Below are 12131 nucleotides of genomic sequence, written 5' to 3'. Positions count from 1 at the left end.
GGCCCGCACCCGCACCAGCCACTTCGCAGCACTTCGCCCCGCCGACCACAAGGTCGACGGGGCGAAACAGAGCCCGAATTAGCCAACAGCATCCGGTTCGTCCGCTCCGGGCCCTCCGGCGTCTACCGGCCCACCCGGGTGGTGGGCGCGGCGGCGTCCTTCAGTCGCAGCGCGGGCGGCTGCACCGCCCGCGACTGGCCGGCCAGGGTGGGCACCACGGCCGCGGCGGCGTTCCACTGCGGCTGGGCGGTGCCCTCCTCGCCGGCCCGGCGCACCTGGAGCACCTCGGTGGAGCCGGCCCGGCGCAGCAGGATGTTCTTGGGCGGCCCGGCCTCCGGGTCCAGCCACAGTTCGTTGCCTCCGAACTCGCAGTCCAGTACCAGCAGGTCGTCCGGCTTGCCGTCGGCCCCGGCGCGGAAGGCGATCCCGGCCCGGCGGTAGCCGGTGAAGCGGCAGCGGCCGAAGGTGACGGACTCGCCGGCGAGTTCGTGCCGGGTGGTGGAGACCGCGAAGTCGCTGTGCCCGGCGGCGTCGATCAGCAGCCCGTCGAAGACGGTGCCCTTGTCCCGGCCGAGCGCGTGCAGGGCCACTCCCCCGGCCGCGTTGCCGTAGAGCACGCTCGCGGTGTAGTCGAAGTCGTTGAGGTAGGCGCCGTGCTCGATGCCCCAGCCGCCGTTGTGGTAGGCGGCGAACTCGGTGACCACATGGTGCTGCTTGGCGTTGAGCCAGACGAAGATGCCGTCCTGCAGGTTGTTGTGGGCCAGGCAGCGCTGGAAGGTCCAGACGCCCTCGCTGTTCTCCGGCCACTCGAAGCCGGAGGCGCCGTTGGCCCCCCGCACACCGACCGCCACGCAGTCCAGCGCCTTGCCGCCGGTGCCGGCGCCGAGGTTGAAGCCGGTCAGCCGGTAGGCGCGGGGGTTGGGTTCGAGCAGGGTGCGGGAGGCCACGCAGGACTCGTAGACGATGTCGTCGGAGGGCTGCTGGGGGGTGCGGGTGTCCAGCGGCCCGTCCCACCAGTAGGCGTCCTCCCAGGTCTCGTGGCTGATGCAGCCGCGGAAGGTGATGCCGTGACTGGCGTGCGGGACGTACGCGTGGCTGCCGGCGTCGCGGACCACCACGCCCTCGACGACGGTGCCGCGGGCGGCGTCGCCGAGCCGGTGGAAGTGCAGGCCGTAGCGGCCGAGCACCGGCGCGGTGACCGGGGCGGTGCCGTCCGGGCCCTTCCAGGTCTCCTTGGTGCCGGCGCGCGGGCCGACCCAGCGCAGCGCGGTGTGCCGGACGTCGGCGCGGCGGGAGCTGGTGAGGTGGACGTGGCTGCGGCCCTTCGCGGTGCCCTCGACCCGGACGCTGCGGGTCAGGTTGAGCACCTCGGCGCCGACGGTGACGCCCCCTCCGGCGGCGACCTTCGGGTGGGGGTGCTCGAGCGGGGTGTCCAGGGTGACGGTGGTTCCGCTGACGGACCGGATGGTGACGAGGTCGTAGCGGTCGGCGAAGTCCTCCTGGTCGGGCGGGCCGGTCGGGGTGACGGCGAGTTCGTCGCCGGGCAGCCAGCCGGCGGGCGGGGCGGCCAGGGCGAGGGCGGTGTCGCCGGCCCTGAGCTCGCCCTCGGCGCGGACCCAGGCGGTCTTGGCGGCGCCGTCCAGTCGCAGGTAGCCGGCGCCGGTGACCCAGAGGCCGACGTCGGTGTCGACCACCTTCATGCCGTCGCCCTGGAAGCGCTTCTCGTCGACGCCGGGGAAGCGCAGGGTGTGGACGTGGGCGCCGTCGGGGGCGAGGGCGAGGGCGCCGCGGACCTCGACGTTGCCGGTGGCGGCGAGGGTGAGGGTGCGGTCGGCGGCGAAGGTGAGCGCGCCGCCGGGCTCGACCAGCAGGGAGCCGACCTCGGCGTCGGTGTCGAGCAGCACCCGGTCGGTGATCCGTACGGCGCTGCGCGGGCCGGGCGGGTTGCCGCCCCAGCCGGCCCGGTCGGACCAGCGGCGTCCGCCCTGGTCCACGGTGGGCGCGGGGGCGGGCTGTTCGGGGGCTCCGCTGCCCGGCGGGCCGGTGCCGTCCGGCGGGGCGCCGCCATGGCCGCCGTCGGGGCCCATCGGTCCGGCGGCCTCGGTCGGGGTCGTCCCGATGACGGCGGCCGGGGTGACGAGCCGGGTCTCGCCGGTCAGCGAGCGGCGCAGGACCTCCTCCCCGCTGATCGCCGCGAAGGCGGTGCCGACGGCGAGCCAGCGCAGTAACGCCCGGCGGGTCAGGTGAGTTCGGGATGGTTCGGGTGGGATGTCCGCTCTGCGGTGCTTTGCCCGGCGATGCGCTCCAGCCGGCCGAACGGCCGAACGGGAGGCATCCGGCTCCTCGTCGATGCCCATCGGTGCGTAGCCCTCTCCCCGGACGGCTGCGGCGTGCCGGCGTGCCGCCGACGCTCTGAAGCATAGGCAGTTGCACGGGCCACGACCGGCATTGCGGGAAATCGGTCATTTCTGATCATGAAGGACAGCCATTCGGCCGGGCCTTCGTAAACCGTGATGAGCGTCACACATGTTTGCGGTTTGAACGCGCCTCTGCTTAACGTGCTCCCCGTTCGTGGCCACACGGACCCAGTTCGTCCGCGACGCCGAGTCCTGCCGTCGGGCGCACTGGCAGCGCAATGCACCACGGCAGGAGCGGGGGAACCACAGGTAGTTCGCCCAGGACCGGTCCACGGACCGGCCCGGGGCTAGGGGTGAAGCCGCGTCCACAGCGCGGCCGGGCAACTCCAGCCCGAATCCGACAGCTCACCTCGCAGGCGTGGGAGAGGACCGCGTCTTCATGCTGCCCACCAACGGCACCCGACTGTCCGGCCGTACCCGTCGCGCGATCGCCACCCTCGGCGTCGCGGGCATCGGCCTCACCATCCCCTGCCTGACCGCCGGCACCGCCTCGGCCGCCTCCGTCGCCACCTGGGACAAGGTCGCCCGGTGCGAGAGCGGCGGCAACTGGAGCATCAACACCGGCAACGGCTTCTACGGCGGCCTCCAGTTCACCAACTCCACCTGGGCCTCGTTCGGCGGCACCGGCTACGCCGCGCGCGCCGACCTGGCCACCAAGGACCAGCAGATCGCGATCGCCGAGAAGGTCCTGGCCGTGCAGGGCCCCGGCGCCTGGCCGGTCTGCTCGGTCCAGGCCGGTCTGACCAAGGGCGGCGCCCCGGCCGCGGTGGACACCTCCTCCGCCGCCGCCACCAAGCCGGCCGCCCAGACCCCGGCCCCGGCCGCCAAGCCGGCCGAGAAGCCCGCCACGGCCCCGCAGAACCGGCAGTGGCGTCAGCAGGCCGGTCAGCAGGCCGCCGAGGACTACACCGTGGTCGCCGGCGACTGGCTGTCCACCATCGCCGACCGGCACCAGGTCCAGGGCGGCTGGCAGCGGCTGTACGAGCTCAACCGCGCCACCCTGACCGACGGCCCGCACGCCATCTACCCGGGCCAGCACCTGACCCTCGGCGAGCGCGCCACCGGCCAGGGCTTCGACTGGTTCAACCGCGACCAGGGCGGCACCCAGGGCCAGGCCCCGACCCCGGCCACCCCGCCCGCGACCGAGCCCACCGCGCAGGCCGAGACCCCGGCCCCCGCCCCGACCGCCACCGGCAGCATGGCCGCCGCCGTCGCCTTCGCCCAGTCGAAGGTCGGCCAGGCCTACGTCTACGGCGGCACCGGCAACGGCGGCTGGGACTGCTCCGGCCTCACCCAGGCCGCGCTGCGCGCCGCGGGCATCTCCGTCCCGCGCGTCGCCGCCGACCAGGCCGCCGCGTCCACCCACGTCTCGCTGGACGCCCTCAAGCCGGGCGACCTGCTGTTCTGGTCCAACAACGGCAAGGACTCCGGCGTCTACCACGTCGCGCTCTACATCGGCGACGGCAGGTACGTCGAGGCCGCCAACCCGAGCTCGGGCGTGCGCGTCCAGACCGTCGCCAACTGGGCCCCGGACTTCGCCGGCCGGGTCTGATCCCGCGACACCGTCACACCTGCCACACCTGCCACACCGTCACACCGACGCCCCCGGGGAGAGTCCTGCCGCTCCTCCCCGGGGGCTTCGGCCTGCCCGGACGTGCCGCGGCGGGTCCGGGCGCCGCACGGCCGTGGCCGAACGGGGCCGCAGCGGGCATGCTGCTGCCCTGCCCCCGAGAAGGAGTCACCATGGCCCAGGTCACCGTCTCGCTCGACGCCGATCTCGCGATCGACGTGATGATGCTGTCCGGCACCAGCAGCCCGCAGGACGCCGTCGAACTGATCCTCCGTGACTACCTGGAGCGGGGCCGGCGCACCGAGGCCCGCACCGGCGACGCCGCCGACGGCCACCGGGTGTCCCAGGAGCGCCCCCACGCCCAGGAGGGCTGAGCCCGGGAACGCCCGAGGACCCGGGCACACCGAAGGGGCCCGGGAGCAGCTCGCTCCCGGGCCCCTCCCGGCTCCGCTCAGCGCGCGCGGGCGCCGGTCGACCCGCGCATCACCAGCTCCGGCTGGAACATGAACTCCCCGCGCTGCGCGGCGTTCCCGCCGACCTCCTCCAGCAGCGCGTCCACCGCCGCGGTGGCCATCGCCTCCACCGGCTGGCGCACGGTGGTCAGCGGCGGCTCAGTGAAGGCGATCAGCGGCGAGTCGTCGAAGCCGACCACCGACACGTCCTGAGGCACCGACAGACCCCGCTGCCGGACCGCCCGGATCGCGCCGAGCGCCATCATGTCGCTGCCGCAGACGATCGCCGTGCAGCCCTTGTCGAGCAGCGCCCCGGCCGCCGCGTGCCCGCCCTCCACGCTGAACAGCGTGTGGTGGACGAGCCCCTGGGCCTCCTGCGCGGTGTACCCCAGCACCTCGCGCATGGCCGCGGTGAAGCCCTCGATCTTGCGCAGCACCGGCACGTACCGCTGCTGGCCGACCGCCAGACCGATCCGCTCGTGGCCGAGTTCGGCCAGGTGCTGGACGGCCATCCACATCGCGGCCCGGTCGTCGGGCGAGATGAACGGCGCGTCGATCCGCTCGCTGTAGCCGTTGATCAGCACGAACGGCACCCCGCGTCCGGCCAGCCGGGCGTACCGGTCGTGGTCGGCGGTGGAGTCGGCGTGCAGACCGGAGACGAAGACGATGCCCGCCACGCCCCGGTCGACCAGCATCTCGACCAGTTCGTCCTCGGTCGAGCCGCCCGGCGTCTGGGTGCAGAGCACCGGCGTGAAGCCGTGCCGGCTGAGCACCTGCTCGATCACCTGGGCCAGCGCCGGGAAGATCGGGTTGCTCAGCTCCGGGGTGATCAGCCCGATCAGCCCGGCGCTGCGCTGTCGCAGCCGGGTCGGCCGCTCGTAGCCGAGCACGTCCAGGGCCGCCAGCACGGTCTGCCGGGTGGTGGCCGAGACGTTGGCCTTGCCGTTGAGCACGCGGGAGACGGTGGCTTCGCTGACCCCCGCCTGCGCCGCGATGTCTGAGAGTCGCGCCGTAGTCACGGTTCCAGAGCCTATTGCAACCACGTCAGACCGCCCACCAGTCGGTGCTGTCCGCGGCGAGCACCGCCTCGCCGTCCGTCACCACCGGGTCGGCGTCGGCGGAGGTGAGCAGCAGCCGGCCGGGGGCCGGTATGCACACCGGGGCTCCGGTGGTGTTGACGGTGCAGACGAAGGAGCCGCGGCGGAAGGCCAGGGTGCCCTCGGGGCTGTCCAGCCATTCGACGTCGGTGCCGGCGCCGAGTTCGGGGCGGGCCCGGCGCAGGGCCAGCGCCGAGCGGTACAGCTCCAGGGTGGACGTCGGGTCTCCGGTCTGCGCCTCGACGCTGAGCGCCGCCCACTCGGCGGGCTGCGGCAGCCAGGACGGGCCGCCGGCGGTCGGGCCGAAGCCGTACGGGGCCTCGGTGCCGGACCACGGGATCGGGACGCGGCAGCCGTCGCGGTAGCCGTCCTGGCCGGCCTGGCGGAAGAACGACGGGTCCTGGCGGACCTCGTCGGGCAGGTCGGTGACGTCCGGCAGGCCGAGTTCCTCGCCCTGGTAGACGTAGGCGGAGCCGGGCAGGGCGAGCATCAGCAGGGTGGCGGCGCGGGCGCGGCGCAGGCCGAGCGGGCGGTCGCCGGGGGTGCGGATCTGGGTGCCGAGGCCGGGCGGGTTGGCGAACCGGGTGGCGTGCCGGGTGACGTCGTGGTTGGAGAGCACCCAGGTGGTGGGGGCGTCGACCGGGCGCATCGAGTCGAGCGAGAGGTCGATCACCGCGCGCAGCTCGGCGGCGTCCCAGGAGGTGCCCAGGTACTGGAAGTTGAAGGCCTGGTGCAGTTCGTCGGGGCGCACGTAATTGGCGGTGCGCTGGACGGTGGGGGTCCAGGCCTCGGCGACGCCGATCCGCTCGCCCGGGTACTCGTCGAGGATCGTGCGCCAGCTGCGGTAGACGGCGTGCACGCCGTCCTGGTCGAAGAAGGGCATGACGTCGTTGCCGAGCAGCCTGAGCTGGTCGGCGCCGCCGAGGTCGGGCAGGCCGGGGGCCTTGACCAGGCCGTGGGCGACGTCGATGCGGAAGCCGTCGACGCCCATGTCCAGCCAGAAGCGCAGGATGGAGCGGAACTCGTCGGCGACGGCCGCGTTGTCCCAGTTGAAGTCGGGCTGCTCCGGGGCGAACAGGTGCAGGTACCAGTCGCCGGGGGTGCCGTCCGGGTCCTGGGTGCGGGTCCAGGCCGGGCCGCCGAAGATGGACTCCCAGTCGTTGGGCGGCAGTTCGCCGTTCTCGCCCTTGCCGGGGCGGAAGTGGTAGCGGTCGCGCAGCGGGGAGCCGGGGCCCTCGCGCAGGGCGCGCTTGAACCACTCGTGCTGGTCGGAGGAGTGGTTGGGGACGAGGTCCACGATGATCCGCAGGCCCAGCTGGTGCGCGTCGCGGATCAGCGCGTCGGCGTCCAGCAGGGTGCCGAACATCGGGTCCACGGCGCGGTAGTCGGCGACGTCGTAGCCGGCGTCGGCCTGCGGGGAGGCGTAGAACGGCGAGAGCCAGACGGCGTCCACGCCGAGGTCGCGCAGGTAGGGCAGGCGGCTGCGGATGCCGGGCAGGTCGCCCATGCCGTCGCCGTTGGAGTCGGCGAAGCTGCGCGGGTACACCTGGTAGATGACCGCGTCCCGCCACCAGCCTCGGTCCGCGGCGGCACCGGCCTCGTGAGCGGTGGCGTCGGTGGCGGGCCGGGAGGTGTCGGCCAGGTTCTGGGTCATGGACGGTATCCCTTGGGAAGTGGCGGGCGGAGCTGTCGGGACGTCGGCGGGACGTCGGTCAGGACTTCGAGGCGCCGGCGGTCAGGCCGGTCACCAGGTGGCGCTGCACCAGGTAGAAGAGGACCGAGGAGGGGATCGCGATCAGCACGGCGGTCGCGGCCATCAGGTTCCACTGGGCGTCGTGCTCGCTGACGAAGGTCTGCAGTCCGACGGCGAGGGTGTACTTGTCGGAGCTGAGCATGAAGGTGGAGGCGAAGGCGACCTCGGCCCAGGCGGTGAGGAAGGAGTAGAACGCGGCGACGGCCAGGCCCGGACGGGCGAGCGGCAGCACCAGTCGCCAGAAGGTGCCGAACGGGGTGAGCCCGTCGACCCGGCCTGCCTCGTCGATCTCCACCGGGACGGTGTCGAAGTAGCCCTTCATCAGCCACGCGCAGTAGGGCACGGTGGTGGTCGAGTAGACCAGGATCAGGCCGAGGTAGCTGTCCAGCAGGTCGAGTTCGGAGAGGATCGTGTACATCGGCACGATCAGCACCGCGATCGGGAACATCTGGGTGACCAGCAGCGACCACATCAGCGGGCGGTGGCCGGGGAAGCGCATCCGGGAGACGGCGTAGCCGGTGGAGGCGGCGATCAGCACGCCGAACACGGTGGTGACGCCGGAGACCAGGAAGGCGTTGCCGAACCACCGGAAGAAGTCGGTGTCGAACAGCACCGTGCGGTAGTTGGCGAGGGTCAGCTTGTCGAGGATCTCGCCGGGGTGCAGGTAGTCGGTCTTGTCCGGGCCGAACGAGACGTAGAGGATCCACGCCACCGGGAACAGCGCGATCAGGCTGGCGAGGATCAGCGCGCCGTGCATCAGGGTCCGGGCGAGCGGGCTGTTCGCGCCGCGCGGGCGGGCCTTGGCGGGCCGGGCGGCGGGGGCCGCGGGCCGGGCGCCGAGGGGGGTGGGTCGGTCGGTGGTGGTGCTCATCGGGGTGCCTCCTTCGTGGTCGCGGGGTTCGCCGGGGTCAGCCGTTGGCCCGCTCGTTGCGGGCGAGCCAGCGGCGGTAGAAGCCGGTGAAGACGATCAGGATGGAGAGCAGGATGACGCCGTAGGCGGCGGACTGCGCGTAGTCCCGGGGCTGCTGGCCGAAGCCGAGCCGGTAGGCCCAGGTGACGAGCAGCTGGGCGTCGGGGGCGCCGTTGCCGAACAGCAGGAAGATGACGGCGAACTGGTTGAACGTCCAGATGACGCCGAGCAGGACGACGGTCGAGGAGACCGTGCGCAGGCCGGGCAGGGTGACGTGGCGGAAGCGCTGCCAGGCGGTGGCGCCGTCCATCTCGGCGGCCTCGTACAGCTCGGCGGGGATCGACTGGAGGCCGCCGAGCAGCGAGATCATCATGAACGGCACGCCGACCCAGGTGTTGACCAGCACGGCGGCGGCCTTCTGCGCGGTGGGGTCGTCCAGCCAGCCGGGTTCGGGCAGGTGCAGGGCGGCGAGCACGCCGTTGACGGCGCCGCCGTCGGCGAGCATCAGCCGCCAGGAGAAGACGGTGACGAAGGTCGGCACGGCCCAGGGCAGGATGAGCAGCATCCGGTAGACGGCGCGTCCGCGCAGCTTCTGGTTGAGCAGCAGGGCCAGGCCCAGGCCGATGGTGTAGTGCAGGCCGACGCACAGGGCGGTCCAGGCGATGGTCCACACGAAGTGCGACCAGAAGCGGTCGTAGGAGCCGGGGCCCCAGAGGATGTCGGCGTAGTTGTCGAAGCCGACGAAGTGGTAGCTCGCGGGGATCTCGTTGGCGCCGATCCTGCGGGCGGCGTTGAGGCTGTTGGCGTCGGTGAGGGTGAGCCAGAAGCCCTGGGCGAGCGGGTAGAGCACCAGGACGCCGAGCACGAGCACGACCGGCGTGATCATCGCGTAGGCGTACCAGTGCTTGGCGTACGAGCGCTTGAGGCGCTCCATCAGGCCCGGACGCGGATCGCGCTGCCGGCTGCCCTGGCCGGTGGCGCCCTGCACGGCGACTGACATGGTTCGACACCTTCTCGGGGGAGGTCCGCCGCCTCGCTTCGGCGACTGCTGCTACGGGTCCGGCCGTCCGGCCCGCCAGGGGGAGGCGGCGGGCCGGACGGCGGGAAGGGGACTACTTGGCGAAGCCCGGGAGGAGCTTGGCGTAGTCGGTGGCGACGGTGTTCAGGCCGTCCTGGGTCGCGGTGCCCTGGACGATCTTGCCGAGGTTGGTGCCCAGCGACGCGAAGAGCGAGCTGTACTCGGGCAGTTCGGGGCGCGGCTTGGCGCTCGGCAGCACGGCCTGGAAGCCGGCGATGCCGGGGTCGGCCTTGACCTCGGGGGTGAAGGCGTCGTCGCGGGTCGGCAGGGTGGAGTTCTTCTGCGCGACGAAGGCCTGGCTCTCGGCCGAGGTCATGAAGGCGGCGAACTTCTCGGCGGCGGCCTTGTGGGCCTTGTCGGCGCCGGCGTAGACGGCGATGTTGTGGCCGCCGGTCGGGGCGCCGGCCTTGCCCGCGGCGCCGGCCGGGACGGGGGCGATGCCGAGGTTGGCCTTGTCGGCGAAGGCGGAGCCCTTGTAGATGTTGGTGATCTCCCAGGGGCCCTGGATGATCGCCGCGACCTTGCCGCTGTTGAAGGCGTCCATCATGTGCGCGTAGGCGTCGGTGGTGACGTCGGCCTTGACGGTGCCGGGCGCGGTGAACATCGACTTGTAGGTCTCGACGGCCTTGACGGCCTCCGGCCCGGCGACGGTGATCTTCTTGCCCTTGGCGTCGACGGTGTCGGTGCCCTCGCCGAACAGGAACGGCATCGCGTAGTAGCCGTCGGCGGCCTTCAGCCAGAAGCCGTCGACGCCGGCCTTCTCCTTGACCGCGGCGGCGGCGGTCTTGAGCTCGTCCCAGGTGGTGGGGGCGGCGGTGATGCCGGCCTTGGCGAAGAGGTCCTTGTTGTAGAGCAGGCCGAGGGTGTCGGTGACCAGCGGCACGCCGTAGAGCTTGCCCTCGTAGCTGGCCTGCTGGATGAGGCTGGGCTGGAACTTGGCGGCGTCGGCGGCGGCCGGGGTGCCGTCCAGCGGCTCCAGGTAGCCGGCCTTGGCGAAGGCGGCGGTCCAGCCGACCTCGGCGCGGAAGACGTCCGGGGCGCCCTTGGCCCCCATCGCGGTCTGGAGCTTGTTCTGCGCCTGGTCGAACGGCACGTTGACGAAGTCCACCTTGACGCCCGGGTTGGCGGCCTCGAACTTCTTGACGAGCTCCTGGTAGTTCGGCGCCTCGTTGGTGGCGTTCGAGGTGTCCCAGTAGGTGAGGGTGACCGGCCCGTCGGCCTTGCCGTCCGAGCTGGAGCCGCTGCTGCCACAGGCAGCCATCGAGACCGCGAGGGCCACAACGAGGGCAGAGGCCGCGATGCCACGCCGCATTTGAACTCCTTGGAGGGTGGGGGTGCCCGAAATGTTCGGAGACAGGCGCATAATGGCTGCCTTGCCTCGCGCCGACCGCACCGTTGCTGCCGCCGGGCCCGCAAGGAAGTTAACAGCGGGGTGACAGCGGCGGAAACCCCTTGCAGCAAGTTTCTGCAAGAAAGGGCGATCGTTACGCCCACGTGTCCTGCGCGTTGCCGCACGGTAGTCAACGGTCGGCCATATTGTGGCGCCCTGCCCGGTTTGCCCCGGTCGGCCGAGGCCGCCGGGGCCACCCTCCGTGGTGAAAGATCCTTGCAGCGCCCCCGTCAGCCGGTCGTTCCGAACCGCAGCACGGTCGTCGAACGGAACTCCTCGCCCGGGCGCAGCTCGGTGCTCGGGAAGGCCGGGTGGTGCGGGGAGTCCGGGAAGTGCTGGGTCTCCAGCGCGATCCCGGCGAACGGCCCGTAGGGCACCCCGCTCGCGCCGGTGACCGCGCCCTGGAACTTGTTGGCGGTGTAGACCTGGATGCCGGGCTCGGTGGTCAGCACCTCCAGGGTCCGGCCACTGGCCGGGTCCTCCAGCCGCGCCGCCGGGGCCGGGGTGCCGTCCGCCGGGCGCCGGCGCAGCACCCAGTTGTGGTCGTAGCCGCCGGGCCCGGTCAGCTGCGGGTGGCCGTCGTGCACCGACTTGCCGATCGGCCGGGCGGTGGTGAAGTCGAACGGTGTGCCGGCCACGGGTTCGATCCGGCCGTCCGGGATCTGCCGCGCGTCGGTGGGCGTGTAGCCGTCGGCGTCCAGGGTGAGCAGGTGGCCGAGGATGTCGCCGGAGCCCTCGCCGGCCAGGTTGAAGTAGGCGTGGTTGGTGAGGTTGAGCACGGTCGGCGCGCCGGCCACCGCGTGGTAGTCGATCGCCAGCTCGCCGTCGGCGTCCAGGGTGTAGTCGACGGTGACGTCGAGCGCGCCCGGGAAGCCCTGGTCGCCGTGCGGGCTGTGCAGCTTCAGCCGGACGCCGCCGGGGATCTCCTCGGCCGCCCACATCCGGTGCGCGAAGCCGTCCGGGCCGCCGTGCAGGGTGATCCCGCCGCCGGTCGGGGCGAGCGGGTGCTCCTCGCCGTCGACGGTGACGCTGCTGCGGTCGATCCGGTTGGCGTAGCGGCCGACCACGGTGCCGTAGTGGCGGGCCGGGCCGAGGATGTCGGCGAGCCGGTCGGTGGAGAGCAGCAGTTGGGCGGGGCGGCCGTCGCGGTCGGGGGCGACCACGGTGTGCAGGGTGGCGCCGAGGGTGAGCACGCTCGCCTCGTACGGGCCGGCGCGCAGCGTCCACCGCTCGATCGCGGCGCCCGCGCCCGAGGGTTCGAAGGGCTCGCGCCGCACGGTGGTGGTCTGCGGCCCGTTCGCCGGGGGCGTCGCCATGGCCTGCTCCTCACTGGCGGGCCACCAGAGCGCGCCCGCCCTTCGCCGGGGTCCCGGGCCTCGTACGGGACCGGGTCGGCGTCAGCCTAGGGCCTGCCTGTCGGATTCTGTCGGATCGGGCCGCGGCCCCGGCGAGGATCCGGGGGAC

9 protein-coding genes and 1 riboswitch are annotated in these 12131 nt (G+C 72.8%); of the genes, 2 read left to right on the top strand and 7 right to left on the bottom strand.

From position 1 onward, the window contains the following. Positions 1-122: 122 nt before the first annotated feature. Positions 123-2357, bottom strand: a complete 2235-nt coding sequence (locus ABZW10_RS34600) for a hypothetical protein (RefSeq protein WP_355374280.1) — start codon at positions 2355-2357, stop codon at positions 123-125. A 305-nt stretch (positions 2358-2662) separates the two neighbouring features. Continuing rightward, a riboswitch (cyclic di-AMP (ydaO/yuaA leader) is annotated at positions 2663-2789 on the top strand. Here ABZW10_RS34600 and ABZW10_RS34595 point away from each other — a divergent pair. Both ABZW10_RS34595 and ABZW10_RS34590 read left to right on the top strand, forming a co-directional pair. Beyond that, complete coding sequence (locus ABZW10_RS34595) at positions 2776-3969, top strand: transglycosylase family protein (protein WP_355374277.1); 1194 nt, start codon at positions 2776-2778, stop codon at positions 3967-3969. Its footprint overlaps the riboswitch before it by 14 nt. 191 nt (positions 3970-4160) lie before the next feature. After that, positions 4161-4361: a hypothetical protein gene (locus ABZW10_RS34590; protein ID WP_355374274.1), complete on the top strand. Its 201-nt coding sequence runs from the start codon at positions 4161-4163 to the stop codon at positions 4359-4361. Between the two features lie 77 nt (positions 4362-4438). Here ABZW10_RS34590 and ABZW10_RS34585 read toward each other — a convergent pair whose 3' ends face one another. The 6 genes from ABZW10_RS34585 to ABZW10_RS34560 all read right to left on the bottom strand — a co-directional run bounded on the left by ABZW10_RS34585 (position 4439) and on the right by ABZW10_RS34560 (position 11983). Then, positions 4439-5458, bottom strand: a complete 1020-nt coding sequence (locus ABZW10_RS34585; RefSeq protein ID WP_355374271.1) for a LacI family DNA-binding transcriptional regulator — start codon at positions 5456-5458, stop codon at positions 4439-4441. Positions 5459-5483: 25 nt separating this feature from the next. Next, entirely contained in the window at positions 5484-7190 is a 1707-nt protein-coding gene (locus ABZW10_RS34580; protein WP_355374268.1) for an alpha-amylase family glycosyl hydrolase, read from the bottom strand. Between the two features lie 58 nt (positions 7191-7248). Next, positions 7249-8160, bottom strand: coding sequence for a carbohydrate ABC transporter permease (locus ABZW10_RS34575; protein WP_355374266.1), 912 nt, complete (start codon positions 8158-8160; stop codon positions 7249-7251). Positions 8161-8197: 37 nt separating this feature from the next. Next, positions 8198-9199: a sugar ABC transporter permease gene (locus ABZW10_RS34570; protein ID WP_355374263.1), complete on the bottom strand. Its 1002-nt coding sequence runs from the start codon at positions 9197-9199 to the stop codon at positions 8198-8200. Positions 9200-9311: 112 nt separating this feature from the next. Further along, positions 9312-10589 carry an extracellular solute-binding protein gene (locus ABZW10_RS34565; RefSeq protein ID WP_355374260.1) on the bottom strand — a complete coding sequence of 426 codons (1278 nt, stop codon included), beginning with the start codon at positions 10587-10589 and terminating at the stop codon, positions 9312-9314. A 308-nt stretch (positions 10590-10897) separates the two neighbouring features. Then, positions 10898-11983 carry an aldose epimerase family protein gene (locus ABZW10_RS34560; RefSeq protein ID WP_355374258.1) on the bottom strand — a complete coding sequence of 362 codons (1086 nt, stop codon included), beginning with the start codon at positions 11981-11983 and terminating at the stop codon, positions 10898-10900. Positions 11984-12131 lie beyond the last annotated feature (148 nt).

Source organism: Kitasatospora sp. NPDC004723 (assembly GCF_040609255.1).
In the GTDB taxonomy this organism is placed as follows: Bacteria; Actinomycetota; Actinomycetes; order Streptomycetales; family Streptomycetaceae; genus Kitasatospora.
This window is presented reverse-complemented; position numbering and strand designations above follow the sequence as displayed.